The following is a 26349-nucleotide window of genomic DNA, read 5'->3' as shown; positions in this document are numbered from 1 at the left end:
TTGAAAGGCGCAGGCGACTGTACAGCCTCGATAAGCGCTGGAAGGCCAGCAGTTGAAGTCGTTCGTTGACTTCAGCGGATGGACTGAAGCGACTCAAGAGGCTAGGAGCCGGAGCTGGACAACGTTAAGAACGATTACTCGGATTACTTCTTCTTATCTACATTATCTAGTTTTGAGGGAATAAAAAATTTCCTCTTGCAAATTAAAAATAAAGCATTATAATAGAAAATGTCTTTGAAAATTGTCTGGCGGCGATGGCGAGAAGGTCACACCCGTTCCCATGCCGAACACGGAAGTTAAGCTTCTCAGCGCCGATGGTAGTTGGGGGTCTCCCCCTGTGAGAGTAGGACGTTGCCAGGCAGTTAGTTTCTATTATTGTTCCGCAGTAGCTCAGTGGTAGAGCATTCGGCTGTTAACCGAACGGTCGTAGGTTCGAATCCTACCTGCGGAGCCATTTCAAAAAGAATGGCAGCAAATATGCTTCCATAGCTCAGCAGGTAGAGCACTTCCATGGTAAGGAAGAGGTCAGCGGTTCGAGCCCGCTTGGAAGCTTTTGGTTTTATTCTGGCCCCTTGGTCAAGCGGTTAAGACACCGCCCTTTCACGGCGGTAACACGGGTTCGAATCCCGTAGGGGTCACCATATTGGAGGATTAGCTCAGCTGGGAGAGCATCTGCCTTACAAGCAGAGGGTCGGCGGTTCGATCCCGTCATCCTCCACCATTTATATTGGTAACATCTTTCATCATACATATGCCGGTGTAGCTCAATTGGTAGAGCAACTGACTTGTAATCAGTAGGTTGGGGGTTCAAGTCCTCTTGCCGGCACTCTGTGGAGGGGTAGCGAAGTGGCTAAACGCGGCGGACTGTAAATCCGCTCCCTCCGGGTTCGGCGGTTCGAATCCGTCCCCCTCCACCATTATATTTTTAGAAAAGATGGACAACCTATAAGTGGTCCTTATTTTTGTTATTGGGCTATAGCCAAGCGGTAAGGCAACGGACTTTGACTCCGTCATTCGTTGGTTCGAATCCAGCTAGCCCAGCTTTGATATTATGTTGGGTAGGACTTCAAAGTCTTACCCTTCATAATGTGCAGTATAAACGCGATAACCCTTATAGTCATATATAGTAATGGGAGCCATTAGCTCAGTCGGTAGAGCATCTGACTTTTAATCAGAGGGTCGAAGGTTCGAGTCCTTCATGGCTCATCCTATTGTTTTAGTGTCGCATTGCGGAAGTAGTTCAGTGGTAGAATACAACCTTGCCAAGGTTGGGGTCGCGGGTTCGAATCCCGTCTTCCGCTCCAAATACGGGGCCTTAGCTCAGCTGGGAGAGCGCCTGCTTTGCACGCAGGAGGTCAGCGGTTCGATCCCGCTAGGCTCCACCATCACATTACATAGACCTATTTCAGTCTTAAATCCTTGATTTAAGGCTTTTTTTATTTCCATATTCCTGTACCTGTTTATTTCTGATCAGCAGTATAAAGTCTGGAAAAGGTGGAGCTGAAGTAATATAGGGGAAAGGTGCATGGTTCGGATATGAGGTGTGGCGTTGATATGGGAATCCTGTTCTATTCGCTGCGCCGGAATAATGGATTGCTTACAAATGAGTATTGAGTTCAAAAGGATGCAAAAAAATAGACCGACTAGGAATAACCAGCCACGGAAAGAGTCAAAGAAAATTGTCGACGATGTTCATCAGTTGTTGATCCTAGTTGGGATGGACTCTATCGATTATCCTATGTCGTGATATCAGTTTCAGGCTGATTAGTTATCCAGAAAGTCTCTAGAGGCGCTTTAGGGAAACGAAAGGAAAAGGACATCTACGAAAATACCGAATATCATTCTATATAGATTATCCAATAATTGATTGGAGAAGAAAAATCCTTGGCAGCAGTAGCTTTGATGTGTACGGGGAAAGAACCCTATAAAAAAAGCAGCACTAATACTCAGTGCTGTATTTTTTAATTATGGGTTATGTATAATTGCGCTTTGAGGATAATCTATAATAAACGTTGAGCAATTTATCAAGTCTGGTGCTGGCTTCGATTACCTTTTGATTGGACATAGAAGAGCTTGAGGCTAATTGGACCATTTCACTTCGGCATTTTTCAATGTCTTTCAATAAAGAATTGATGCTCATTGGGTGAGTTCCTCACTTTCGGGATTATATTATTTTTATTCCCAATTCTATAGTTTTTTAAACTATAACAGTAAATATTTGTTAAAATGGTTAATAGTTAAGGCTTCAAAAAAATGAAACCTTTCTTGCTATCAATACGTATCTAAGGTAGCCGCAGTCAGGGCGGAGGTATAGAATGGAAACAATCGTTAAATCACGAATTGCCCAAGTTTTAAAAGGGGATCAAAATGCATATGGAGAGGTTGTTGAGCTATATAAGGATAAGGTCTTTCAGCTCTGTTATCGGATGCTTGGGAACCGGCATGAGGCAGAAGACATAGCACAAGAAGCTTTTATTCGGGCATATGTGAACATTCAAAGTTTTAATCTAAACAAAAAGTTTTCATCCTGGATTTACAGGATAGCCACAAATTTATGCATTGATCGCATCAGGAAAAAAAAGCCTGATTACTTTTTGGATGCTGAAGTGCCAGGAACAGAAGGGTTAACCATGTATTCACAGATTGCATCTGATACAGCGTTGCCTGAGGATGAGCTGGAAAGCCTGGAGCTTCAGGAAACAGTGCAAAAAGAAATTTCAAAATTACCCGATAAATACCGATCTGTCATCGTATTAAAGTATATTGAGGAACTTTCCCTTAATGAAATAAGCGAAATTTTAGATTTGCCATTAGGGACAGTAAAAACGAGAATACACAGGGGCCGAGAAGCTCTTAGACAGCAATTAAGAAATGTATAAGCTGAGGTGAAGGAAAGTGAGTTGTTCAGAAAAATACGTAGATTATATGCATGATTTCTTAGATGAGGATATAACAGAAGAGCATGAACAAGAGCTCAGGGAGCACTTGCATTCCTGTTCCGCTTGTGAAGAGCACTTCAGGGAATTAAAAAAGGCCATAGCTTTTGTGCAAAGCACTGCCCACATCAAGGCCCCTGACAATTTTACAGCAAAGATCATGGATAATCTGCCGAAAGAAAAAAGGAAAGTTGAATTAAAGCGCTGGTTTAAAAACCATCCATTTCTGGCGGCGGCTTCTTTGTTCCTTGTGCTAATGGCTGGCAGCATTCTCTCCACCTGGAATCAGGAACAGCAGTTCTCCGTTTCCAAACAGCCTAATCTCGTTGTAGAAAATGATACGGTCATTGTACCTGAGGGAGAAGTGGTTAAAGGGGATATCGTTGTACGAAATGGCAAGATAAAAATTGAAGGGGAAGTCCAGGGGGATGTAACAGTCATCAACGGCGAAAAGTACATGGCCTCAGCTGCCAGGGTGACAGGAGAAATAAGTGAAGTTAATGAGATATTCGAATGGATTTGGTATCATATTAAAGAGACGACAGAGAACACCGTAAATCTGATTGAGGACAAAGAGCAGTCACTCAAATAATGAGTGGCTGTTTATTTTTTATTCAAACCATTATTCATAAATACAACTACTGTTATGATATAATAATAAAGTTAAAAAAGTTTTTATTAAGGATACAATAGATTTTTTACTAAACTTTTGGAGGAAAGGCAATGTCATTTGCTGATTGGGATGTTTTGAAATATCTGGCTAGTATTGTTGACATTCTCCTTGTTTGGTTCGTCATATATAAAGTGATTGGGTTAATAAGGGGAACGAAGGCTGTCCAATTATTGAAAGGGATTTTTGTAATCCTGATCATTAAATTTGTCAGCGATGTTTTCGGATTAAATACCCTAGGCTGGATAATGGAACAGGCCATTACCTGGGGCTTCCTCGCCATCATTATTATTTTTCAGCCAGAGTTCCGAAGAGCGCTTGAGCAATTGGGACGCGGACGTTTATTTTCAAGAACTGGTTACCACGAAGAAGAGAACGATGAAAAAATGGTTGAGGCAATTATTAAGGCAACAGATTATATGGCTAAACGCCGCATAGGAGCCCTTATTTCCGTTGAAAAGGAAACAGGGATGAGCGACTACATTGAAACAGGAATTCAGCTGGATTCAAAAATATCCGCAGAGCTATTAATCAATATTTTTATTCCAAATACGCCGCTTCATGATGGTGCAGTGATCATTCAAAAGAACAATGTGGCGGCTGCAGCCTGCTATTTGCCACTGTCAGAAAGCCCGTTTATTTCCAAAGAATTGGGGACAAGACACCGGGCTGCTCTGGGGATCAGTGAAGTGACGGACAGCGTCACGATTATTGTTTCAGAAGAGACAGGGAGCATATCTCTCACAAAGAACGGGGAGCTTTACCGTGATTTAGGCATGGACAAATTAAGGGAACTGCTGGAAAGCGAACTTTCCCTTTCAAAAACAAATAATGCTGCTTCAGCCCGTTGGAATTGGAGGGTGAAGAAGGATGGATAAATGGCTTGATAACCCATGGTTCTTAAAAGCACTGGCACTGCTGCTTGCATTTCTCCTATTCCTCTCAGTTTCCAGTACGGACCCAGGTAAACCTGGTGATGTCAATGTGCCGTCTGATGAGAATTCAGAAACGATTGCGGACGTTCCTGTCAAAAGTTACTATGATACAGAAAACCTTGTTGTTTCAGGGGTGCCCAAGACGGTAGATATAACAATTGAGGGTCCAAAGAACATAGTCCAGCAAGCACGGGCATTAAGGGATTTTGAGGTATTTGTGGATCTGACGAAAGAGGGAATGGGCAACCATCAAGTCCAGCTTCAAATTAAGGACATATCAGAAAAGCTGGAGGTTACTATTGATCCATCGTATATTACAGTTTCCATCCAGGAGCGGGTGACAAAAGAATATAAGGTAAATGCGGATTATAACACCTCAATGATTCAGGATGGCTATATAGCGGGTACTGCAAGTGTGGAACCAAGCAATGTAAAAATTACAGGCGCCAAGGACATAATTGATACAATCAGTTATGTAAAGGCAAACGTCACCCTTAATGATAATCTCAGTGAGAATCTCACAAGAGAAGCAGGGGTTCTGGTCCTGGACAAGGATATGAACAAATTAAATGTCACAGTAGAGCCTGAAACTGTCGAGGTAACCATTCCGGTCAAGCCTTCCAGCAAGGATGTTCCGATTGATATTATTACCAAGGGGGAACCCCCTGAAGGTGTAACAATTGAATCTATTACTTCTAATGTCAAAGAAGCAACCATAATGGCAAATCCTGATGTTTTAAAAGGCGTCAGCAAGGTCAGAGTGGAGGTTGATGTCAGCAATGTCACCGAAGACACAGAAGTAACCTTGCCAGTTATTATTTCGAATGGAGTAGTTAGCGTTTCACCTGAAACCGCAAAACTTTCAATAAAAGTAGAAAAACAGGAAGAGAAAAAGGTAACCAACATTCCAATCACTATAGAGGGGCAATCAGAGGATTATGAAGTGGAGTTTTTAAATCCCGAAAATGGTCGTTCAAGTGTAACTGTCACCGGGCAGGCCGAATCGGTAGAATCCCTTGATGAATCTGATTTTAAATTTCTTATTGATGTATCGGGCCTTGAAGAAGGCGAACACACGGTTGATATTCAATCTTCAGCCCCGAAGGACGTGGAGTGGAAGCCTTCAATTGAACAGGCGAATATTTCTATAACAAAAAAAGAAGAAGAAACGCAAGCTGAGTAAATCATTTCATAGATGAAGTTTATAAGAAGTAATCATCATACAAGGAGCGATCTAGAGAATGGGTAAATATTTCGGTACTGATGGAGTACGCGGAGTTGCAAATAGTGAGTTAACGCCCGAATTGGCGTTTAAGCTTGGCCGATTTGGAGGGTATGTACTGACGAAGGATAAGGACAGGCCTAAAGTATTGATTGGCCGGGATACAAGGATTTCAGGACATATGCTAGAAGGGGCCCTGGTTGCCGGTTTACTGTCAATAGGTGCCGAAGTGATGAGGCTTGGAGTGATCTCCACACCAGGTGTTTCTTATCTGACTAAAGCACTTGGTGCACAGGCAGGGGTAATGATTTCTGCTTCCCATAATCCGGTTGCTGATAATGGGATCAAGTTTTTTGGTCCGGATGGGTTTAAGCTGTCTGACGAGCAGGAGCTGGAAATCGAGGGCCTGATGGATCTTCAGGAAGATCAATTGCCGCGTCCTGTGGGAGCAGATCTTGGCCAGGTAAATGATTATTTCGAAGGCGGACAAAAGTACTTACAATACCTTAAACAGACAGTGGACGAGGACTTTACTGGAATCCATGTTGCTCTTGACTGTGCGCATGGAGCCACTTCCTCCCTGGCGATGCATTTGTTTGCTGACCTTGATGCGGATATTTCAACAATGGGTGCTTCGCCAAACGGACTTAATATCAATGATGGAGTGGGATCAACTCACCCTGAAGCATTAGCTGCTTTCTTAAAAGAAAAGGGAGCGGACGTAGGCCTCGCATTTGATGGTGATGGGGACAGGCTGATTGCAATTGATGAAAATGGAGAAATCGTTGACGGCGACCAGATTATGTATATTTGCGCAAAGTATCTAAATGAAAGAACAAGGCTAAAACAGAACACGGTTGTTTCAACTGTTATGAGTAATCTTGGTTTCTACAAAGCACTTGAAGCAAATGGCATCAAAAGTGTCCCGACTGCGGTAGGGGATCGGTATGTCGTGGAGGAAATGAAGAAAAACGGCTATAATCTTGGCGGGGAACAATCAGGGCATATTATCTTCCTGGATTATAATACTACGGGAGACGGCCTGCTAACGGGGCTTCAGTTAGTAAATATCATGAAGGCCACAGAAAAGCGTTTATCTGAGCTTGCAGGGGAAATGAAAAAGTATCCTCAAGTACTAGTGAATGTTAAAGTGACGGATAAATACCACGTCACGGATAACCAAAAAGTAAGTGAAGTCATTGAGCAGGTGGAGCAGGAAATGAATGGGAACGGCCGTATCCTCGTCCGTCCATCCGGCACCGAACCTCTCGTTCGGGTTATGGCTGAAGCTCCTTCAGCTGAGCTCTGTCAGCAGTATGTTGACCGAATTGTTGCAGTTGTTGAGCAAGAAATGGGCTTTCAGGCTTAATCTCCAAGCATGCATTAGGGAACCCTTCAGTTCCCTAATGCATATTTTATTTAATGTGAGATGATTATCTTTTTTGTCGAGGGGTAACTTCGTTGTATGGGCTATCCAAAAAAAAGTTGACGGATAAGCCTTATTCATGTATGATTATCCTGTTTTTGTAACTACTTCAAAAACAAAAAAAATGGAATGAAAGGTGGGCAGGATCAGCATTATTTTAAAAAGCGCCAGGACTAACCGAGGACGGAAAAGGTTAGTTGACGAGGGTGGAGGAGTATCGAGTTTTCGGCGGATGCCTCCCGGCTGCAGAGCACAGTCGCAATCTCTTCTTTAAATCAGCAGGGCAACCTGTTGGACAAAGGGAAGGGAATGCTTAATAGGATGAACATAAATGTTCACCTTAGACAAATAAAAATGAGATAAGGGGGCAGGACGCCCCCGGGCTTCTTGTCCCCTTATAATCGGGAGGAACAGAAGTTATGTGTGGTATTGTTGGATATATTGGATATAATGATTCAAAAGAAATTTTATTAAAAGGCTTGGAAAAGCTTGAATACCGGGGATATGACTCTGCCGGGATTGCAGTCGTCAATGAAGGCGGCGTCCATGTCTTTAAAGAAAAAGGACGTATTGCAGACTTAAGGTCTGCGGTTGATGAGGAAGTACTGGCAAATACAGGAATCGGCCATACCCGCTGGGCAACTCATGGTGTTCCCAGCAAGGTGAATTCCCACCCGCATCAAAGCAACTCTGGCAGATTTACGCTGGTTCACAATGGGGTCATTGAAAATTACGACATCTTAAAGCGTGAGTATTTGCAGGATGTTCCATTAAAAAGTGAAACCGATACAGAGGTCATCGTTCAGCTGGTTGAACTTTTCGCGAATGAAGGCTTAAGTGTTGAAGAGGCGTTCCGTAAAACGCTGACCCTTTTACATGGTTCTTATGCGCTCGCTCTAATCGATGTCCAAGACAAAGAAACCATCTATGTGGCTAAAAATAAAAGCCCATTGCTGGTCGGTCTGGGCTTTGGATTTAATGTAGTTGCAAGTGATGCAATGGCTATGCTCCAAGTGACAGATAAATATGTAGAGCTGATGGATAAAGAAACTGTTCTAGTGACCAAAGACGGAGTAGTCATCAAGAATCTTGATGGTGAGACTATCACCCGTGAACCATACACAGCGGAACTGGATGCCAGCGATATTGAAAAAGGAACATATCCGCATTATATGCTGAAAGAAATCGATGAACAGCCAGTTGTGGTACGTAACATTATACAGAACTACCAGGCTGAAAATGGATCATTGAAGATTGACGAAGATATTCTGAGTGCGATGAAAGACGCAGATCGTATCTATATAATCGCTGCAGGGACTTCCTATCATGCAGGCCTCGTAGGGAAACAATTCATTGAAAGAATGGCAAAAATCCCGGTCGAGGTTCATATCTCAAGTGAATTTGGCTACAATATGCCTTTGCTGTCAGAAAAACCATTATTCATCTTCATTTCTCAAAGCGGGGAAACTGCAGACAGCCGCCAGGTGCTTGTCCAAGTAAAGGAATTGGGACATAAAGCTTTAACGATTACCAATGTTCCAGGTTCAACATTGTCACGTGAGGCAGACTATACTCTCCTGCTTCATGCTGGACCAGAAATCGCTGTTGCTTCTACTAAGGCATATACGGCACAGTTGGCTGTACTGGCCATTCTTGCGCAAGTGTCAGGCCGAAGCAAGGGGATTGAAACAGACCTTGACTTGGTAAAAGAACTGGGAATTGTTGCAAGTGCAATGGAAGCTCTTTGTGACTCAAAAGAGGAATTTGAGAGCATTGCCCGCGAGTATCTTTCAGTTACCAGGAACGCATTTTTCATCGGCCGCGGAATTGACTTTTATGTCGGACTTGAAGGCTCGCTGAAATTAAAAGAAATCTCTTATATCCAGGCAGAAGGATTTGCCGGAGGTGAGCTAAAGCACGGAACCATTGCTTTGATTGAGGAAGGAACTCCGATTATTGCCTTAGCGACCCAGGATTTTGTAAACCTGAGCATCCGCGGGAACGTGAAGGAAGTAGTCGCGCGCGGTGCCAATCCTTGTATTATTTCGATGGAAGGACTTGAAATGGAAGGCGACCGCTTCGTCATTCCTGAAGTTCACCATTTATTAACACCCCTTATCTCTGTTGTACCATTGCAGCTAATCGCTTACTATGCAGCCCTGCATCGTGACTGTGATGTCGATAAGCCTAGAAACCTGGCAAAGAGCGTTACAGTTGAGTAAGAAGTGACTCTGGCTGAGAAATCCCCGTTACCTGATGGTTACGGGGATTTATTTTTATGATCAATTCTAATGACAATTGGAATGGAAAGGGGACTAATGGTTTATACAATCCTATTGTTTTTGTTCGCAGGACTGGCTGAAATTGGCGGAGGCTATCTGGTCTGGCTTTGGCTTCGCGAAGGGAAACCGTCCTGGTATGGACTAGCAGGCAGCCTGATCTTAATTTTATATGGGATTATTCCGACGCTGCAGAAATTCCCGTCCTTTGGAAGGGTCTATGCGGCTTATGGAGGAGTATTTATTGTTCTGTCAATATTATGGGGGTGGGGTGTAGACAAGAAGGCACCTGATTTTTATGATTGGCTTGGCGCTGCTATCTGTATCATTGGAGTATCCATTATCCTTTGGGCCCCGAGGCACTGACCAATCTATAAGTAAGCGTAGTAGTCCTCTCCATTTTGGCTAGGGCTTTTTATCCTTTTAGGCGGATTTAGGCTAATTTTAATTTTCTTGTAAAATTAGTATGGTATGATAAGGAATAGTTTTTATTAGGAGGTAAGTGAAATTGTCCTGGGAAGTATTTTTTTCATATGAGTTTTTGAAGATGCTGGGGATTTCAATCGGGATCCTGCTTATATTTCTGGTTTTTAGAAGGATTTTCTCAAAATATATTTATTCTTTGCTGATCAAGCTGAGCAAAAAGGCACCTGAGTTTATTTCTCATATTTTCCTCGCATTCGAAAAGCCAATTCAATGGCTGTTCATCATTATCGGGGTATATGTCGCTGCTGATTATTTTCCTTACTTTAATCAACATAATCCGCTTTTCCTGGATATTATTCGATCTACGGTTATCTTCCTGATTTCCTGGGGATTATATAACCTTTCGTCATCGTCGTCTTTGCTCTTTTCCAAGGTGAATGAAAAATACAATATTGAAATCGACCAAATATTGATTCCTTTTTTATCAAAGGCATTGCGATTTATCATTGTTGCCATCAGTCTGAGTGTCATTGCACAAGAGTTTGATTATGACGTAAATGGGTTTGTAGCTGGTCTGGGACTAGGCGGACTTGCCTTTGCTTTAGCTGCAAAGGATGCTCTCGGGAACTTATTCGGTGGAATTATTATTATTACAGAAAAGCCCTTTACCATTGGGGACTGGATTATGACCCCAAGTGTGGAAGGAACGGTGGAGGACATCAGCTTCCGAAGCACAAGGGTACGGACCTTCTCCCAGGCGGTTGTAACGGTGCCGAATGCTACATTGGCAAACGAATCTATTACAAACTGGAGTAAAATGGGGAAAAGGCAAATTTCCTTTAATTTGCGTGTGACTTACGAGACCCCTAAAGATAGATTTGAAAATGTAGTCAAGCAGATTCGCTATCTATTAAATAATCATCATGAAATCCACCCTGAAACAATCTTGGTGAATTTTGATCAGTATAAGGAAGATGGTTTTGAGATTTTCATTTATTTCTTTACGAACACAACCAATTGGGCAGAATATTTAAGGATAAAAGAAGAAATCAATTTTGAGATAATGGATATCCTCTCAAATGAGGGAGTTTCACTGGCGATGCCGAGCAGGAAAGTGTATATTGAAACTGAATCTGAAAGTGCCTTGTCCAAGTCTGTAGTCAGAGAAGGAAATTAGTTCGGATTCATCGGGCCTATTCTCCAAAATTATACAATGTTCCCCGTGAAACATTCATCAATGGAAAGCGTATGGAAAAAGCATAGAGTTCCTTGTCAGATTTTATAAGTTTACCTGTTAACCCCCTTTTAATAAGGGGCTTTACTATTGGTTATGGCTTTTTGCAAAACACTAGGGGGTGAAGGGTGCCCTGAAGTACATTGGAGTACATCTGTAATGAATTGGCGCGGTTTTTCAAGAGAGGAACATGAACCAAAACGTTACGGAAACAAGTAGTCACCTGGCCAATTCACTGTGGACGTTTCTTTTATTAATGGTTCAGGCGATATAAATAATAGGTTATACACTATGAACCTAATTACTTCAGCCGTGGCCTTCCTCCGATCTGCTTTCCTGCATACAAGCAATCCTGTTTGTGTTATGATATTTTCAAAGATGCCGGTGCACTGGGTTTGAAGGAGGATATCAATGAGGGCACGAGTAAGAAAAACCAATACCCTGCCATTTGAAAGATTGAAGGATTTTTTTACGACTGTTCTATTGCATCTTAGTTTTTATGCCTTTATTCTTTTTATGGTGATTTTTTTCATTGATAGCTTTTCGTGAATCATGCCAAAAAGCTCGATCTCAAACTGAGATCGAGCTTTTTTGTTTGGGAAAATTTGCGTGCAAGTCATGCACCAAATCCCTTACCCGGATTGAATTGTCTTCGGGGACCCGGACCGGAGGAGAACATATAGGTTCTATGGTGGAAACGAATGCTGTAAATTAAGCCCATTGCGAGCATGTTGCCCATTAAAGAACTTCCGCCGTAGGAGATAAATGGCAGCGGAATGCCAGTGATGGGGAGCACCTGTATGGTCATTCCAATGTTTTGGAAAACATGAAAGGTAATCATGCTGATGACTCCTGTACAGATATAAGTATTAAATGGCTCCAGGGTGTCAAGAGCTGTCCTGGTCAGGTGGTAAATCAGCATAAAGAAGATACAAATAACGATGCTCCCGCCAATGAACCCATATTCTTCACCAATTACGCTAAAAATGAAATCGGTATGGCTTTCTGGGAGATAAACCTGTCTCTCTCCAGGTCCTTTGCCCATTATGGTTCCAGAACCAATAGCCATTAGGGATTTTACGAGATGGTACCCTGTGCTGTCCTGATAGCTTTCCGGATCCAGCCATGCATAAATGCGCCCAAATTGGTAGGTTTTCACGTGTAAGTATTTCTGCAGGAATTCAGGCTTCCAGATCACCATATAAATCAGCCAGGAGCCAAGAGCAGCGCCTGAACCATATACCAAAAGAATAATCTTCCAGGATATACCCGACACAAGGATTAGGCCGGTAAAAATGGAGAGAACCACCAGGGCTGTCCCAAGGTCGGGCTGCAGCATGATCAGTCCAAGAGGCAAAGCTGTAATGAGTCCCAGCTTTAAAAACAGGGAGAGATCGGACTTAATCGTCTTAACATCTGTATGCTGGTTGTGGGAGACGATGGCACGGCTTAAGGCAATGATTAGAAATATTTTCATGAATTCAGAAGGCTGAATGGAACCAATCGGCTCAATGACAAACCAGCTCTTTGCACCATTTATATAGGGTGCAATTCCTGATGGAGCTAAAAAAAGGGCAACGAGCAATAAAACCCCAAATCCATAAAATATCCAGGCCAGTTTCTGAAAGTCCTCGCTGTCAAAAAACATCGTAACACTAATGATTCCTGCGCCTACAACATACCAAAAAATTTGTTTGAATAAAAAATTTTCTTCATATTGGCCTGTGTTTTGAGCACTATAAATGGCTGCACAGCTGACGAGAAACAAGATTAATAGAATTAAGGTCAGTGTCCAGTCAAATTTATCGGACTTCTTATCGGGCTTATCCATATTCATACACCTGCTTAGGGGGATGTGAAATTTTCCTCTATCATCTTATGCAACCGGACCAGGAATATTCTCATAGTTCATTTTCTTTCTATAGAATAGACGAGCATCAAAAGAGAAAGGTTCCAAAAAAAGACACAAAAAATGTGTCTTTAAATGATGAGGTGGAGGAAAGCGGATGCGATCCCAAAATAAGTAACCAGGGAAAAGATATCATTCAAGGTTGTAATCAATGGTCCCGATGCGATGGCCGGATCGATATTCAGGCGATATAAAATGAGTGGGATGACGGTGCCTGCCAACGTTCCAATGATTAAGGTCAATAGCAGAGAAACACCCACTACAAGTCCCAGGATTGCATTTCCCTGCCATAGATAGGCGATGATGGAGATTAAAACACCGCATGTCAAACCGATGATCAGTCCTACTCCAAATTCACGCCAAACCAGGCGGAGAAGTGTCCCTTTATCGAGGTCATGCGAGACAAGTCCCCTTACCACAACGGCAAGAGACTGGGTTCCGGTGTTTCCTGTCATGCCGGAAATCATTGGCATAAAAAAAGCGAGGGCGACTACTTGATTCAGTGTCTCCTGGTAACTGCTGATGATTTTACCCGAGACAAGGCCGATAAACAACAGAAGTATCAGCCAAGGGAGCCTGCGGTAGGCTGCTACAAATGTCTTTGTTTCGAAGTCAATGGATTTACCGGAAGCAGAAAGCTTCTCAATGTCCTCATTGGCTTCCTGGATCACAACGTCAAGAATATCATCGACGGTAACGATGCCGAGCAGTACATTCTCTTCACTCACAACCGGAATGGCAAGAAAATCGTAGCGCTCAATCATGCGGGCAGCTTCTTCCTGGTCCATGGCTGCCGGAACCGATATGACCCGTTCAAACATGATGTTCCGAACAATTTCGTTGGGCTCTGAAATCAGCAAGTCCCGATAGGAGACAACTCCAACGAGTTTCCTCTCCTGGTCCACGACATAAAGATAGTTCAATGTCTCTGCAAATTCCGCAAAGATTTTGAGTTTCTCAACTGCTTCCTTGACACTATAATAGTTGCGGATCCAGACAAGCCGGTTTGTCATTAGGCGCCCGGCTGTCTCGGGCGGATAGTTCATAATGTCCTGAACAATTTTAGATTCTTCCTTTTTCATTCCAGCTAACAGGGAAGAGATTTTTTCAGGGGAAAGATCGTCCAGCAGGGTGGCGAGGTCATCATTATCCATGGTGTCGAGTACTTTGCCTGTTTTCTCGATACCTAGCTTGTTTAATACCTCCAGCTGTGTTTCTTTATTCAATTCTTGGATTAAATCCGCAAGTAAATCAGTATTTAAGAAAAGCAGGAAACGTGTTTTGTGCTTATCCGGAAGATCATCATATATCCTGGCAATGTCATAAGGCTGCAGTTCATCAAGGATGGATTCAAATTCTTTTTTCTTATTTTCTTTTAAGGATTTAATGATGTGCAATGTGATTTGGTTTTCTGTCATGTTTTTAATCAACCGGCTCACGCTCCTTTCGACCAGCTTTATTGCTTATATAGCCACCCATATTATAATGAAATAAAAGGGTTATGAGAATCCAATATTCGAAATTGGTTCCCAAAAATATTGGAAATAAGGCTCAATATTGTCTGAAGGTCATTTAGCAGAGTACGATAACTAGAAATCAGGGTTTCCAAAAGGGATTTTTCTGGATTTATTTGTTAAAATAGAACATGATACATACAGACCTGTTTTAACTCGGACAATTTACTGGAAAATTGTCTATTATTAAGGAAAAATGACGGTGAGCGCCGGTTCAACTTAGAAATATGTTCAGGGGGTAATAAGCTTTGAAGAAGAATCAAGATCTCATATATGTCCATTTAAATGACCGGGATCAATATGTATTATCATGTGGAATTGGATTTATTGAGTTCTCCCGGTCTCTTTCAGACTCCCTGAATAACCTGCTGCTCCTGAAGCACCGCTACGAAGACGGAGAATTTAATCGGCATACACTGCTAGAATACGTACCTGAAGAAGGAATTAACAAGCTGTTGGAAGAGGAAATATCCAGCTATGGAGATTTCTGCTGGATTGATTTCGAGGAGGAAGAGGGCCTGAATGTGTTGACCGCCCAGGAGATCGCGGAAATTTTATATCTAGGGCATATAAAACATCACCTGAAGATTCCCTTCTACAATCAGCTTGGAAACAGATTTGTCTATCTTTCCCACGATGACGGCTGGTTCAACAAAACATATTACCGAAATTTAAATGATTTTTTCAGAATGCTCAGCCAGGTTATTTCCTGGAAGCTGGGGATCCTTAAGCCTGAAAAAAATCTTCTTGGCATCCGTAAAAAACGGATCTATCCAAATGTAACCAAGGACATCTTACGTTCCTTGACTCCGGCTCTGAAGGAAGGCGCCGTATTTTCACTGAAAAATGTGGAACAGAACCGAAACCGGATGGAAGTTCCGATTTGGATCATTGGCGATTTCTCAAATATGGACGATATGTATGAGGAATTTTCCCAGGCAGGGAAAAAACCGTGTGATGGGAAGCTTGTCTTTGATAAAAAATTGAAGGAATGGAGCCTGCAGGGAGATTGACCCCCAAGTGTTCCGTTATGCCTGAATGAAAACCGTCCTGCTAAAAAGGCAGGACGGTTCTTTTGTGTGCATTTATAAAGAAGCTGTTACTCTTATGCTTCTTTTCTTTGTCTGCGAGGAGGGTGAAATCCAGTTAACGGAAGATCTCTTCATGGTTTCTATCAAGTCGGCCATCCCAATATAGAGTTATTGTAAAAAAATAAACGCTTAGACCGTTCTTGGGTCTAATCGTCCAGGCTATGCAGCCTTTCCTTGTGGCTTGCCTTTCCTGTCCTTTCCGCTCAGCTTATCGATTAACACCGTCAGGGCGCCGTCCCCTGTCACATTGCAGGCCGTTCCGAAGCTGTCCTGAGCAAGGTAAAGGGCAATCATCAGGGAAATCATCGTAGGGCTGAATCCAAGCATGGATTCTAAAAGCCCGAGCGCGGCCATGACTGCTCCACCCGGTACGCCCGGTGCGGCAATCATCGTGATGCCGAGCATTAAAATAAAGGGCAGCATGTTAGGTAAAGCAGCCTCCTGGCCATGAAGCAGCATGACGGCCATTCCGCAGCTGACAAGCGTAATGGTGCTGCCGGATAAGTGGATAGTAGCCAGAAGAGGAACAGAAAAATCTGCGACCTTCCCGTCTGCACCAATTCTTTTAGCATGTTTTAAGGTAACAGGGATCGTTGATGCCGACGATTGTGTGCCTAATGCCGTCATATAGGCGGGAAGCATTTCCTTCATCATTTTAAAAGGATTTCTTTTGGCTGCAGCACCTGCAGCGAAGTACTGGACAAATAAATAGATTAGATGGAGAGCGATAATCATGATAAATACCTTAATAAATACCCCCATAATAGCGGAAATCTGTCCCCCTTGGGTCATGTTGGCAAAGATTCCAAAGATGTGAATGGGAAGAAGCGGAATGATGACATTCTCAATTACTTTTTCAACGATTTGCCGGAAGTCCTCAAGGGTTTTTTGAAGGGCAGTCCCTTTTATGGCGGCCAGGCCAAGTCCGAGCGTAAAGGCGAGCAGCAAAGCCGTCATGATTCCCATCACAGGAGGCATGTCGATTTGGAAATAGGGCTTTAATAAAGCTTCCTCCGGGTTTTCAAAATCAGCTAAACTTTGTTTCTCTAGCAAAACAGGATAAAGGGCGGAGGCTGATAAAAAGGCCAATAGACCTGCTCCAATGGTGGAAGCATAGGCAATGCCGGCAGAAAGGCCAAGCATTCTTCCAGCTCCCTTGCCCAGTAAAGCTATACCTGGTGCAATAAATCCAATAATAATTAATGGAATGGCAAAGCCAAGAAAGTTTCCAAAAATGCCGTTAAAAGTTGCAAAGACCCTGATTATCCAACCTGGAAAAAATGATCCTGCCATTACTCCCAGTGCCATTGCAAGAATGATTTTAGGCAAAAGGCCGAGCTGTTTCATGGTGTCCTCCTAAAAAATACAATTGTTTTCGTTACGTGGATTATACATGGGGTCTGTTTATTTGTGAATAGTAATTTAATATCGCAGAATAATAAAATAATTTGAACGGCAAATTTGATTGGATTTTCCTGCTTTCTTCAGGTTGTCGAGCAAGCCAGGGGTTTCATACAATAAAAAGAGGAAATAGTAACCCTGTGGTGTTTGAGCAGATAATATGATTTTCGTCAGGATATCTCTCCCTTATTTTAAATAGATAATGGTAAAATAGGTGAGTAGTGAAAAGGAAGGTCCATTAATATTTTTAATTCAGACATTGACAGGCAATTTGCCTCCTGGATTTCCTTCCGGGCCAGTGCGGTCCTGGAGAGGGGGATGCATGCCTGTTTAGATGCGGAAAAATGGAGGTACGTAACAATGAAAACAAGTATAGGGCTGCTATACGGCGGCAAGTCAGCTGAACATAAAGTATCCATGCAGACAGCACTGGCTGTCACTAAGGCATTGAATTTTGAAAAATTTGAAATACATCCTATTTACATAACCGAAGATGGGCAGTGGATAAAAGGCCCGCAGCTCAGTGCGCCTGCTGAAAACATTAAGCAGCTGGAATTCTCACCGACAGCGGCTCTTCCTTCGCCTGCTTTTAATCCATCGATGTTCCAGGCAGAGGATTCAGGCTCCGCTGGCACTCTTGATGTTATTTTTCCCCTTCTTCATGGGCCCAATGGAGAGGATGGAACTGTACAGGGGATGCTTGAATTACTGAACCTTCCGTATGTTGGAAATGGAGTCCTCGCCTCGGCAGCCGGAATGGATAAAGTAATCATGAAAAATATCTTTGCACAGGCAGGACTCGCCCAGGTTGATTACGTTTCCTATATCCGCAGCGAGTGGGAAGCTGATCCGGAAAAGGCGTACAGCCAGGTGGAAGAAAAGCTTGGCTATCCATCCTTCGTAAAACCAGCAAACCTTGGTTCAAGTGTCGGGATTTCCAAATGTACAAACCGTGCCGAACTGGAAGAAGCCTTTAAAGAGGCGTTTCAGTTTGACCGCAAAATTATCATTGAGCAGGGTGTTACAGCGAGAGAAATTGAAATCGGTGTTCTGGGGAATGATCATCCGGAATGTTCAGTGGCTGGGGAGATTGTTCCTAAGAAGGATTTCTATGATTACAAGGCAAAGTATGAAGATGGTGATACAGCCTTGGTCATACCGGCCGAGATTGAGGAGAATGAGTATCAAGACCTGAAGGAACAAGCGGTAAAAGCTTACAAGGCACTCGATTGTTCGGGTCTGGTAAGAGCTGATTTCTTCCTAACCAAGGATGGACAGCTGCTAATCAATGAAGTCAATACAATGCCGGGCTTTACTCCATTCAGCATGTTCCCGCTGATGTGGAAACATACCGGAATGGAATACCCTCAGCTGATTGAGCGGCTTGTGGAGCTCGCGATTGAGCGCCATGAGGAAAAACAAAAGATTAAATACACTTTTTAAACCTGAATGAACACGGCTAGTGAAGGGGCGTACGCTGTTCTTGGCCGTGTTCTGTCATGCCAGGTATTGTTTTAGGAGGAGTCGCTATGATACAAAAATCACTTGCAGAAATTTCCCGGATGGTTACCACGGTGAATGACATTTCCCAGTTTAGCCAGGCCGAGGTCAAGGGCGTCTCTATTGACTCTCGTAAAATTGAACCAGGAAATTTATTTGTTCCTTTTAAAGGGGAAAATGCTGACGGCCATCGCTTTGTGGAAGATGCCATTAAAAAAGGTGCCGGTGCCGCGTTCTGGCAAAAGGATGTACCTAATCCTCCCGAACACATGCCAATCATCATCGTTGAAGATACACTGACTGCGCTGCAGGAGCTTGCACGAAACTATCGCAACGAACTCGGTGTAAAGGTTCTTGGAATTACTGGAAGCAATGGAAAGACGACTACCAAGGATATGGCAGCCAGCCTGCTGGGTCTGCAATTCAAAGTGCAGAAAACAGAAGGGAACTTCAATAATCATATAGGGCTTCCGCTGACCATACTGCGTCTTGAGGAGGATACTGAAGTTGCTGTACTCGAGATGGGGATGAGCAGCAAGGGGGAAATTGAGTTTTTGACGAAATTGGCTCGGCCGGATGCGGTCATTATTACCAATATAGGGGAATCCCATTTGCTTGATCTCGGTTCAAGAGAAGCGATCGCGGATGCAAAGCTTGAAATCATACAGGGTCTTAAGGAAGAAGGGCTTATTATTTTTCATGGTGATGAGCCATTGCTTCAGGAAAGGCTGGAGGGATACAGCGGAAAAGGCCAGCTAAAAACCTTCGGGAAATCTTCCCGGAATGATTTGCATCCAGTCGAAATTGTGCCAACCGCCAGCGGAAATATTTTTACGACTAATCTTGGCGAACAATCTTTTGATTTGCCTGTCCTGGGAACCCACAATATTTTGAATGCCCTTGCCGCCATGCTTGCCGCCAATTTCTTTGGTATTTCTTTTGGGCAGATGAATAAAGGGTTCGAGGGACTTAAGCTTACAAATATGAGAATGGAACTTGTTGAGGGGGCAAAAGGTGAAAGAATCATTAATGATGCCTATAATGCAAGTCCCACATCGATGAAGGCCGCCATTGAATTAGTTTCAAACCTGTCCGGTTACAGCCGGAAAATCCTTGTTCTTGGGGATATGCTTGAACTCGGACCGGAAGAGGAAGCATACCATTATCAGATTGGCGAATCAATTGACGCTAGGGCCATTGATTTTCTTCTGACCTTTGGAAGACTGGGGGATTTTATCGCTCAGGGGGCAAGAAATAACCTGGGTGAAAATCGTGTCTTTTCTTTTAGAAACAAAGAAGGGTTAATAAACGAACTCAAGAAATTGACCACAAGTGAGACGCTTGTGCTTGTAAAAGCTTCACGCGGCATGAAGCTGGAAGATGCGGTTGCTTCCTTGCAATAAAATAATGCCTCTGTCAGCTTTTTGACAGGGGCTCCTTTCGTTATGCTAAAATGAAACGGCCAATCCTAAGCCAGTGGATCTTGCATGCCGGCTTTTTTCGTGATAATTAGTGTGAAATAGGATAGAATAGGGAAGGATTTATAAGAGTATAGGAAAAGTTTTTTGATAAATCCTGCCAATTACAAATGGCAAGCGGAAGGATGGAAACACCAATCCCAGGCTGTTTATACCGCTTACAAATAAAAGCCCTTTGCATATGTGGTGAATAAGGGGGGCGCTCCGAATTGCATTCCCTTCCTACAGGTGGTAAGATTAACAACAAGTGTCTACGTAAGAAAATCCTGTAAATGACATGCTCTCTCGATTAGAGAATGTCTTTTTTGCTACTACCTGAAATGCGCTCCGGAAGGCCAGCCCTGCTTGGATTCTGAAGCGTGCTGGCACCGACCCTCTACTAAGGTGTACAATTTCACCAGATACGGCAATGACCGAGATCTACTTAAACAGCCACTTATGAAGTAATATAAATATTTGAACAAGAAAAAGGAGAATGAACAAACTTGACAATGTTTGAAGAACTGGGCATTAGCCCCGCAACATTAAAGTCCTTAAAAAAAATGGGTTTTGAAGAGGCAACACCAATTCAGTCAGAAACAATTCCTAGGAGCCTTAAGAATATAGACCTTATCGGCCAGGCCCAGACAGGTACCGGAAAGACTGCTGCGTTCGGTATTCCGCTTATCGATAAGATCGACAAAGAAAAAAATCAGATCCAGGGGATTATCATAGCTCCAACACGTGAATTGGCTGTACAGGTTTCAGAAGAGCTCTATAAAATTGGTTCTGGAAAAAGACTGGGCGTACTTGCTATCTATGGCGGCCAGGATATCAACCGCCAAATCCGTGCTTTGAAAAAAGGTCCGCATATCATTGTCGGCACACCAGGACGCCTTCTTGATCATATTAACAGGAAGACGATTCGACTCGACACAGTTCATACAGTAATTTTGGATGAAGCGGATGAAATGCTGAATATGGGATTCATTGAGGATATTGAAAATATTCTTGCCAAGATCCCTGAAGAGCGCCAGACACTCCTGTTCTCAGCTACAATGCCGGGACCGATCCAGAAGATTGCAGAACGTTTCATGAAAAGCCCTGAAATTATCCGTGTGAAGGCACGTGAAATGACGGTTCCTTTAATTGAGCAATACTATGTAGAGGTTCAGGAAAAGAATAAGTTTGATGTACTGACCAGACTGCTTGACATCCAGTCACCGGAACTGGCTATCGTTTTTGGACGCACAAAGCGCCGGGTTGATGAGCTTGCAGAAGCACTGAACCTGCGAGGATACACCGCAGAAGGCATCCATGGCGACCTGACACAGGCAAAGAGAATGTCCGTGCTCCGCAAGTTTAAGGAAGGTTCAATTGATGTTCTTGTAGCAACAGATGTTGCTGCCCGCGGACTTGATATTTCAGGTGTAACCCATGTTTATAACTTTGATATCCCGCAGGATCCAGAAAGCTATGTACACCGTATCGGCCGGACAGGACGTGCTGGAAAACAAGGGATGGCATTGACATTTGTAACGCAAAGGGAGAAGTCCTACTTGTCAGTTGTTGAACGGACAACAAAGAGAAAAATGGAACGCATGAATGCGCCAACTCTTGACCAGGCTCTTGAAGGACAGCAAAGAGCGGTTTTGGATAAAATTGTTCAAACAATTGAATCCAATAATCTTCAATTTTATCGCCAGGCAGCAGAGGAGTTACTCCGCGATCATGATGCGGTTACAGTTGTTGCTTCTGTATTGAAGATGCTGACGAAGGAGCCTGACAATACACCGGTCAAACTGACGGAAGAAAAGCCTCTTCCTCAGCGCAGGGACAAAAAACCTCAGGACCGCAGAAGAAGCCAGGACTATAACAGAAACAAAAATTATAAGCCGCGTACTGCAACGAAGCGGACAGGCGGAAAGCCTTCCCGCACACCTAGATAAAGGGAGTTATCCTCCGAAAAGCCAAGAGAGCATGGTTCCATGCTCTCTTTTTTTGCTTTTAAAAGGGCTATTTTAATTCATTCTATTGGAATACTACAGGTAAAAGAGCACAGGAGGAACTGTATGACCATTGTGAAGCTTGGTTATGTTGCGATGAGTGTTGAGCTCCAGAATTGCTCTCCCTCTCAAACGATGACCTTTAAGCAATTTCAGGGGATAAAAGACCGGGATGCTGCAATTCAGAAGCTGGAAAGAATCGCAGCATCAAACTTGGAAAACTGTCTAAGACTGCTCAAACACAATAAAGCCAATGATATTGAATTTTTTAGGCTCAGCTCCAGGCTGGTCCCGCTTGCCAATCATCAGGAGCTTCCTGACTGGAATTATATGAAAGCACTCAAAAGACCCTTAAAAGACATTGCTGAGTATTTAAAGACCTCACAGATAAGGGTTGATTTTCATCCGGATCACTTTGTTCTCTTGAATACGACCAATACGGATACGCTCAATATGTCTGTCAAAACACTTGCCATGCATAAGGCGCTTCTAAAGGGAATGGAAATTGATCCGCAGCACCGTTGTGTCCTTCATGTTGGCGGTGCTTATCAGGATAAGGAAAAGGCGCTTGAACAATTTATCCATAATTGGGGGCTGATCCCTCAATCATTGCAGTCCATGATCATGCTTGAAAATGACGACACCTCATTTACCATTCAGGACACCTTGTATCTATGTGAAAAGCTGGGAATTCCTCTGGTATTCGATTACCATCACCATCTTGCACACTTTGAAAATGAAGACTGGGAGCAGGAATGGGAAAGAATCAAGCAGACTTGGGAGCATTCCCTCCTCCCGATTAAGATGCATATCTCAAGTCCGAGATCTGAAAAGGATTTCCGGGCTCATGCCGACCATATCGACGCGTCCATGTTTATGAGGTTTTTAGAGAAAATTAAAGGATCTGTTCCGGAGATACACTGTATGATTGAAGCAAAAAGGAAGGATGAGGCCCTGTTCAGGCTTTCGAAAGATTTAAGGCAAATGGACGGAGTTGAAATGATCAACCAGGCGAGTCTCAGGCTGATATAAAAACCGGGAATCATGAAAATCACAATTTAGTGGAAAACAAACCTCTGCACATGTAGGATAATGTATACTGAGGAAGATATCATTATTTGGAAATACAGGAGGGCGTCCATATGATTCCTGAGCCGCAAACTAGAATATCCGAACGTGCACTGACTGTATGGAGAATATCCGGCGGCATTCATTCGCTGATTATCTGGTTCATTGGCGCTGGACTTTTGGCGCTAGCTGTACTTTTTGATTGGCCATTATGGATCACTTTGGGGGTTATTGCACTATGTGTGGTTTATGCCTACCTTTTCGTTCTGGTTTTCCCGGGCCTGCGATGGAAACGGTGGAGGTATGAGCTGAGGGAACAGGAAATAGAACTTCAGCGGGGAGTCTTTATCATAAAAAGAACATTAGTTCCAATGGTGAGAGTGCAGCATGTCGACACACAGCAAGGACCCCTTTTAAGAAAGTATGGGCTGTCGACTGTGACCATTTCTACAGCGGCAACTGTTCATGAAATTCCAGCTCTTGATGTGGAGGAGGCAGAGGAGCTACGCGTTTCCATTTCAAGGCTTGCAAGGGTGGCTGATGATGATGTCTGAGCCGAAGAGACTGCACCCAATCGCAGCTTTAGTCAACACGCTTAAACAACTGAAGGAATTGATTATTCCATTCGTTGTTTTCGTCGTCTTTGGGAGCCGGGGCAACGGGTGGGATTTAGTTTATTTAATCGGTTCTGTAAGTGTCCTTGTCCTTGTCCTGGTTTTTGGTATTCTCTCGTGGGTTCGGTTCACATATCGCATTGAACATGGCGAGCTGCGGATCGAGTATGGAATTTTTATCAGAAAGAAGCGATACATCCCTTTTGAGCGGATTCAGAGCCTGGATGTTTCCCAAGGGATCTTACAAAGGCCATTTGGACTTGTAAAAGTAAAGGTGGAAACAGCCGGGTCAGGAGCAATGGGGATGGAAGATTCTGAGGCAGTCCTTACTGCGATTACGAAGGAAGAAGCGAGCCAGATTCAAAAGGTGCTCGTCTCAATAAAAAAACGGGAAAGACAAAACGAAAACGGAATGGAGAACGAGGCGCAGCCAAGCGAGGGTACCCACGTTTATAAAATATCCCAGGGTGAGCTGATCCTGCTAGCATCCACCTCCGGGGGAGTAGGGGTTGTCCTGTCGGCAGTCATTGCTTTTATCCTTCAATTCGAGGAATTTATTCCCTACGAGAGAGTATTCCAAGGGTTCGAGGAATTTGCAGCCAATGGTGTGATATTTATCTCCTTTGTCATGTTCTGCGGCTTCCTGCTGGCCTGGTTGATCAGCTTTGCTGGTACTATGGTTAAATATGCAGGTTTTTCGGTTGTTAAAGCGGATCATGATCTGGTGATTACCAGGGGGCTGCTTGAAAAGCGGCAGTTCACGATTCCATTAAACAGGATCCAGGCCGTTCGAATCAGCGAAAATCCGATACGGCAGCTGTTTGGATTAGCCTCTGCTTTTGTTGAAAGTGCAGGAGGTTCTTCTGCCAATGAAGAGAGCTCCAAGGTTCTTATTCTTCCAATCGCCAAAAAACGAAAAATCGCTGAATTGCTTGAGCCATGTTTGAAAGATTATCAGTTTGAACCTTATTTTAAGGCGGCACCGCCAAGAGCCTTCAGGCGCTATTTGCTGAAAGGCTTGATCATTACGGTCCCAATTGTGTTAGCAACAAGTTTGTTTTTCAGGCCATGGGGATTCCTGTCCCTGTTATTGCTGGCTTTCTCTGCGCTTTGGTCCTGGCTGGAATTTAAAGATGCCGGATGGAGCCTGGACAGCGGAATATTGACATTAAGGTACCGAAGCCTTGTTAAAAGCACGGTTTTTATGAAAAAAACAAAAGTACAGTCCATGAGTATAAAACAAAGTCCCTTTCAGCGGCAGGCGCAGCTTGCTACCATTCAGGCAATGGTGAAATCTGGCCACAGCGGTTCGGGAGGGAAGGTCGTCGATCTTGAGGAAGAAGATGTGGAATCCATATACAAGTGGTATTCTCACGAAGCGGGAAACGAAGCTTGGGAAAATCAGGCTCGCCCCTTGCAATAAAAGCCTTCCGTATAAATTTTAGTTAAAAAAGCGCCTTCCGGCGCTTTTTTTCTCATCAGCTATAGTTTAGTAAGGAACAGCCTTCCAATCAACAGACCTGCGATCAGGCCGAATATATGGGCTGTTATGTTTATATTTGGCTGAACAAAGGTCATAATGACACCTATGGCTGCGATGGTCATGACTGTTTGTGAATTTTCTTTTGACAGCATGCCTCTGCGGAATAGAATCATAGCAAGATAGAAGCCAAACAGTCCAAAAATAGCCCCGCTGGATCCAACATGAATGTAGGTCATGGGTTCAAGGAAAAGTGTAGCGACGTTTGCAGAGATACCGGTCAGTAAATAAATGGCTGTAAACTTAGCCTTGCCGAGCATGCGCTCCAGGGCAGGCCCGAACAAAACCAGGGAAAAACTGTTGAACAACAGGTGGGGAAACCCAGAATGGACAAAAATGGGAGTCGCCAGTCTCCAAACCTCGCCTTCCATAATATAGAGATTGACTCCAGCCAGCCTTTCAAAAATGGTATCCCCTGGCAAGATGGGAAGGGATGTCATTAGGAAGATAAGAAGGTTGAACAAAATAATCAATGTGACAGCGGGGTAAAACCTGATGAATTCGTTAAAGCTTTCGGTTCTTGTAAACATTTACGGACCTCCTGGGAAACTCTTATAATTAAGAATAGCCTTATTGGGCATGAAAAAACTATTGGCAAGCCTTTTTTTTGAGGATTTTTAGAAATTGTCCGGAAATGCCTGCTGCCCCAGTACTTGGCTGAGTCCCTTCAATACATGATTTTATATGCGGACGGCCATAGAATTAGAAGGAGATAAAATGATAAAAGGAATTGGAATTGATATTGTTGAAATAGGAAGAATATCCGAATTGCTCCAAAAGCAGGAGAAGTTCCCTGAGCGGATTCTGACTGAAAAAGAAAAGGGTTTTTTTGAAACCCTTTCAGGCAGGAGGAGAGCGGAGTACCTGGCTGGGCGCTTTGCAGCCAAGGAGGCCTTTTCAAAGGCTGCAGGGACAGGTATTGGCAAGCAGATGTCTTTTCAGGATATCGAGATTGAAACCACTCCGGAAGGAAAGCCCTTTGTTTCCAAACCCTTTTCGGAAGGAGTCCATCTCTCCATTACGCACTGCCGTGAGTACGCAGCTGCTCAGGTAGTCATTGAAAAAATACAAAATCTTTAAAGCTTGTCATCGGACGGGTCATAATCCCCTAGGTTGTCTCA

The 26349-nt window shown here is 43.5% G+C and carries 22 protein-coding genes, 10 tRNA genes and 1 rRNA gene; 28 read left to right on the top strand and 5 right to left on the bottom strand.

Going from position 1 to position 26349, the window contains the following annotated elements:
- Positions 1 to 244: 244 nt before the first annotated feature.
- From rrf to EV146_RS25750, 11 genes are all read left to right on the top strand, one after another.
- A 5S ribosomal RNA gene (gene rrf, locus EV146_RS25800) occupies positions 245 to 360 on the top strand.
- Between the two features lie 19 nt (positions 361 to 379).
- Positions 380 to 454 (top strand) — tRNA-Asn (locus EV146_RS25795).
- A 25-nt stretch (positions 455 to 479) separates the two neighbouring features.
- Positions 480 to 552 (top strand) — tRNA-Thr (locus tag EV146_RS25790).
- A 14-nt stretch (positions 553 to 566) separates the two neighbouring features.
- Positions 567 to 641: transfer RNA gene (locus tag EV146_RS25785), tRNA-Glu, on the top strand.
- Between the two features lie 4 nt (positions 642 to 645).
- A tRNA-Val gene (locus tag EV146_RS25780) sits at positions 646 to 721 on the top strand.
- A gap of 32 nt (positions 722 to 753) precedes the next feature.
- Positions 754 to 826: transfer RNA gene (locus EV146_RS25775), tRNA-Thr, on the top strand.
- Between the two features lie 6 nt (positions 827 to 832).
- Positions 833 to 917 (top strand) — tRNA-Tyr (locus tag EV146_RS25770).
- 52 nt (positions 918 to 969) lie between these two features.
- Positions 970 to 1041: transfer RNA gene (locus EV146_RS25765), tRNA-Gln, on the top strand.
- 92 nt (positions 1042 to 1133) lie between these two features.
- Positions 1134 to 1206: transfer RNA gene (locus tag EV146_RS25760), tRNA-Lys, on the top strand.
- Positions 1207 to 1229: 23 nt separating this feature from the next.
- A tRNA-Gly gene (locus EV146_RS25755) sits at positions 1230 to 1304 on the top strand.
- A gap of 5 nt (positions 1305 to 1309) precedes the next feature.
- Positions 1310 to 1385, top strand: a tRNA-Ala gene (locus tag EV146_RS25750).
- A gap of 587 nt (positions 1386 to 1972) precedes the next feature.
- Here EV146_RS25750 and EV146_RS28295 read toward each other — a convergent pair.
- Complete coding sequence (locus EV146_RS28295; protein ID WP_121610265.1) at positions 1973 to 2140, bottom strand: aspartyl-phosphate phosphatase Spo0E family protein; 168 nt, start codon at positions 2138 to 2140, stop codon at positions 1973 to 1975.
- A gap of 175 nt (positions 2141 to 2315) precedes the next feature.
- Here EV146_RS28295 and sigW point away from each other — a divergent pair, with 175 nt between their 5' ends.
- From sigW to EV146_RS25705, 8 genes are all read left to right on the top strand, one after another.
- Positions 2316 to 2879 (top strand): RNA polymerase sigma factor SigW, encoded by a 564-nt coding sequence (sigW, locus tag EV146_RS25740; RefSeq protein WP_121610264.1) that lies wholly within the window; start codon positions 2316 to 2318, stop codon positions 2877 to 2879.
- Between the two features lie 16 nt (positions 2880 to 2895).
- On the top strand, positions 2896 to 3528 hold the full coding sequence (locus EV146_RS25735) for an anti-sigma factor family protein (RefSeq protein ID WP_121610263.1): 633 nt from the start codon (positions 2896 to 2898) through the stop codon (positions 3526 to 3528).
- A 131-nt stretch (positions 3529 to 3659) separates the two neighbouring features.
- Entirely contained in the window at positions 3660 to 4484 is an 825-nt protein-coding gene (cdaA, locus tag EV146_RS25730; RefSeq protein ID WP_121610262.1) for a diadenylate cyclase CdaA, read from the top strand.
- Positions 4477 to 5724, top strand: a complete 1248-nt coding sequence (locus tag EV146_RS25725; protein WP_132011488.1) for a CdaR family protein — start codon at positions 4477 to 4479, stop codon at positions 5722 to 5724. Before cdaA ends, EV146_RS25725 begins: the two co-directional genes overlap by 8 nt.
- Positions 5725 to 5782: 58 nt before the next feature.
- Positions 5783 to 7132 carry a phosphoglucosamine mutase gene (glmM, locus tag EV146_RS25720; protein ID WP_132011487.1) on the top strand — a complete coding sequence of 450 codons (1350 nt, stop codon included), beginning with the start codon at positions 5783 to 5785 and terminating at the stop codon, positions 7130 to 7132.
- Between the two features lie 476 nt (positions 7133 to 7608).
- Positions 7609 to 9411, top strand: coding sequence for a glutamine--fructose-6-phosphate transaminase (isomerizing) (glmS, locus tag EV146_RS25715; protein ID WP_132011486.1), 1803 nt, complete (start codon positions 7609 to 7611; stop codon positions 9409 to 9411).
- Positions 9412 to 9507: 96 nt separating this feature from the next.
- The gene (locus tag EV146_RS25710; RefSeq protein ID WP_132011485.1) at positions 9508 to 9834 is read left to right on the top strand and encodes a YnfA family protein; all 327 of its coding nucleotides are present in this window, start codon (positions 9508 to 9510) and stop codon (positions 9832 to 9834) included.
- A 142-nt stretch (positions 9835 to 9976) separates the two neighbouring features.
- Positions 9977 to 11071 (top strand): mechanosensitive ion channel family protein, encoded by a 1095-nt coding sequence (locus EV146_RS25705; protein WP_373566096.1) that lies wholly within the window; start codon positions 9977 to 9979, stop codon positions 11069 to 11071.
- Positions 11072 to 11744: 673 nt separating this feature from the next.
- Here the strand turns inward: EV146_RS25705 and EV146_RS25700 are convergent.
- Positions 11745 to 12959 (bottom strand): FtsW/RodA/SpoVE family cell cycle protein, encoded by a 1215-nt coding sequence (locus tag EV146_RS25700; protein WP_132011484.1) that lies wholly within the window; start codon positions 12957 to 12959, stop codon positions 11745 to 11747.
- Between the two features lie 149 nt (positions 12960 to 13108).
- The gene (gene mgtE, locus EV146_RS25695) at positions 13109 to 14467 is read right to left on the bottom strand and encodes a magnesium transporter (protein WP_132011483.1); all 1359 of its coding nucleotides are present in this window, start codon (positions 14465 to 14467) and stop codon (positions 13109 to 13111) included.
- Between the two features lie 332 nt (positions 14468 to 14799).
- Here mgtE and EV146_RS25690 point away from each other — a divergent pair, with 332 nt between their 5' ends.
- On the top strand, positions 14800 to 15564 hold the full coding sequence (locus EV146_RS25690; RefSeq protein ID WP_132011482.1) for a hypothetical protein: 765 nt from the start codon (positions 14800 to 14802) through the stop codon (positions 15562 to 15564).
- A 25-nt stretch (positions 15565 to 15589) separates the two neighbouring features.
- Complete coding sequence (locus tag EV146_RS27350) at positions 15590 to 15748, top strand: hypothetical protein (RefSeq protein ID WP_158287226.1); 159 nt, start codon at positions 15590 to 15592, stop codon at positions 15746 to 15748.
- Positions 15749 to 15801: 53 nt separating this feature from the next.
- On the opposite strand, the gene EV146_RS25685 is transcribed toward EV146_RS27350, so the two are convergent.
- On the bottom strand, positions 15802 to 16989 hold the full coding sequence (locus EV146_RS25685; protein WP_132011481.1) for a dicarboxylate/amino acid:cation symporter: 1188 nt from the start codon (positions 16987 to 16989) through the stop codon (positions 15802 to 15804).
- 414 nt (positions 16990 to 17403) lie between these two features.
- Between EV146_RS25685 and EV146_RS25680 the strand changes: the two genes are divergently transcribed.
- The 6 genes from EV146_RS25680 (at position 17404) to EV146_RS25655 (ending at position 25111) form a co-directional block, all read left to right on the top strand.
- Complete coding sequence (locus EV146_RS25680; RefSeq protein WP_132011480.1) at positions 17404 to 18486, top strand: D-alanine--D-alanine ligase; 1083 nt, start codon at positions 17404 to 17406, stop codon at positions 18484 to 18486.
- Positions 18487 to 18572: 86 nt separating this feature from the next.
- The gene (locus tag EV146_RS25675) at positions 18573 to 19946 is read left to right on the top strand and encodes a UDP-N-acetylmuramoyl-tripeptide--D-alanyl-D-alanine ligase (RefSeq protein ID WP_132011479.1); all 1374 of its coding nucleotides are present in this window, start codon (positions 18573 to 18575) and stop codon (positions 19944 to 19946) included.
- Positions 19947 to 20506: 560 nt separating this feature from the next.
- Positions 20507 to 21949, top strand: a complete 1443-nt coding sequence (gene cshA / locus EV146_RS25670; RefSeq protein ID WP_121610251.1) for a degradosome RNA helicase CshA — start codon at positions 20507 to 20509, stop codon at positions 21947 to 21949.
- A gap of 123 nt (positions 21950 to 22072) precedes the next feature.
- The gene (gene uvsE / locus EV146_RS25665; protein ID WP_132011478.1) at positions 22073 to 23038 is read left to right on the top strand and encodes a UV DNA damage repair endonuclease UvsE; all 966 of its coding nucleotides are present in this window, start codon (positions 22073 to 22075) and stop codon (positions 23036 to 23038) included.
- A 110-nt stretch (positions 23039 to 23148) separates the two neighbouring features.
- Positions 23149 to 23628, top strand: a complete 480-nt coding sequence (locus EV146_RS25660; RefSeq protein WP_121610249.1) for a PH domain-containing protein — start codon at positions 23149 to 23151, stop codon at positions 23626 to 23628.
- Positions 23600 to 25111 carry a PH domain-containing protein gene (locus EV146_RS25655; RefSeq protein WP_338419231.1) on the top strand — a complete coding sequence of 504 codons (1512 nt, stop codon included), beginning with the start codon at positions 23600 to 23602 and terminating at the stop codon, positions 25109 to 25111. The genes EV146_RS25660 and EV146_RS25655 overlap by 29 nt, the downstream gene beginning before the upstream one ends.
- Before the next feature lie 59 nt (positions 25112 to 25170).
- Here the strand turns inward: EV146_RS25655 and EV146_RS25650 are convergent, their stop codons facing one another.
- Positions 25171 to 25758 carry a rhomboid family intramembrane serine protease gene (locus EV146_RS25650; protein ID WP_132011477.1) on the bottom strand — a complete coding sequence of 196 codons (588 nt, stop codon included), beginning with the start codon at positions 25756 to 25758 and terminating at the stop codon, positions 25171 to 25173.
- A 187-nt stretch (positions 25759 to 25945) separates the two neighbouring features.
- On the opposite strand from EV146_RS25650, the gene acpS reads away from it, so the two are divergent.
- Complete coding sequence (gene acpS, locus EV146_RS25645; RefSeq protein WP_132011476.1) at positions 25946 to 26308, top strand: holo-ACP synthase; 363 nt, start codon at positions 25946 to 25948, stop codon at positions 26306 to 26308.
- Positions 26309 to 26349: the final 41 nt, after the last annotated feature.

The organism is Mesobacillus foraminis, assembly GCF_004340465.1.
Taxonomy (GTDB): domain Bacteria; phylum Bacillota; class Bacilli; order Bacillales; family Cytobacillaceae; genus Mesobacillus_B; species Mesobacillus_B foraminis.
Note: the sequence above shows the minus strand (reverse complement) of the source record. Positions and strands in the feature narration are given on the sequence as shown.

What these genes read in the sequence shown, in the direction of transcription:
- EV146_RS28295 (WP_121610265.1), bottom strand. Translation starts at nt 2,140, where the DNA reads ATGAGCATCAATTCTTTATTGAAAGACATTGAAAAATGCCGAAGTGAA.
- sigW (WP_121610264.1), top strand. Translation starts at nt 2,316, where the DNA reads ATGGAAACAATCGTTAAATCACGAATTGCCCAAGTTTTAAAAGGGGAT.
- cdaA (WP_121610262.1), top strand. Translation starts at nt 3,660, where the DNA reads ATGTCATTTGCTGATTGGGATGTTTTGAAATATCTGGCTAGTATTGTT.
- EV146_RS25725 (WP_132011488.1), top strand. Translation starts at nt 4,477, where the DNA reads ATGGATAAATGGCTTGATAACCCATGGTTCTTAAAAGCACTGGCACTG.
- glmM (WP_132011487.1), top strand. Translation starts at nt 5,783, where the DNA reads ATGGGTAAATATTTCGGTACTGATGGAGTACGCGGAGTTGCAAATAGT.
- glmS (WP_132011486.1), top strand. Translation starts at nt 7,609, where the DNA reads ATGTGTGGTATTGTTGGATATATTGGATATAATGATTCAAAAGAAATT.
- EV146_RS25710 (WP_132011485.1), top strand. Translation starts at nt 9,508, where the DNA reads ATGGTTTATACAATCCTATTGTTTTTGTTCGCAGGACTGGCTGAAATT.
- EV146_RS25700 (WP_132011484.1), bottom strand. Translation starts at nt 12,959, where the DNA reads ATGGATAAGCCCGATAAGAAGTCCGATAAATTTGACTGGACACTGACC.
- EV146_RS27350 (WP_158287226.1), top strand. Translation starts at nt 15,590, where the DNA reads ATGAAAACCGTCCTGCTAAAAAGGCAGGACGGTTCTTTTGTGTGCATT.
- EV146_RS25685 (WP_132011481.1), bottom strand. Translation starts at nt 16,989, where the DNA reads ATGAAACAGCTCGGCCTTTTGCCTAAAATCATTCTTGCAATGGCACTG.
- EV146_RS25680 (WP_132011480.1), top strand. Translation starts at nt 17,404, where the DNA reads ATGAAAACAAGTATAGGGCTGCTATACGGCGGCAAGTCAGCTGAACAT.
- EV146_RS25675 (WP_132011479.1), top strand. Translation starts at nt 18,573, where the DNA reads ATGATACAAAAATCACTTGCAGAAATTTCCCGGATGGTTACCACGGTG.
- uvsE (WP_132011478.1), top strand. Translation starts at nt 22,073, where the DNA reads ATGACCATTGTGAAGCTTGGTTATGTTGCGATGAGTGTTGAGCTCCAG.
- EV146_RS25660 (WP_121610249.1), top strand. Translation starts at nt 23,149, where the DNA reads ATGATTCCTGAGCCGCAAACTAGAATATCCGAACGTGCACTGACTGTA.
- EV146_RS25650 (WP_132011477.1), bottom strand. Translation starts at nt 25,758, where the DNA reads ATGTTTACAAGAACCGAAAGCTTTAACGAATTCATCAGGTTTTACCCC.
- acpS (WP_132011476.1), top strand. Translation starts at nt 25,946, where the DNA reads ATGATAAAAGGAATTGGAATTGATATTGTTGAAATAGGAAGAATATCC.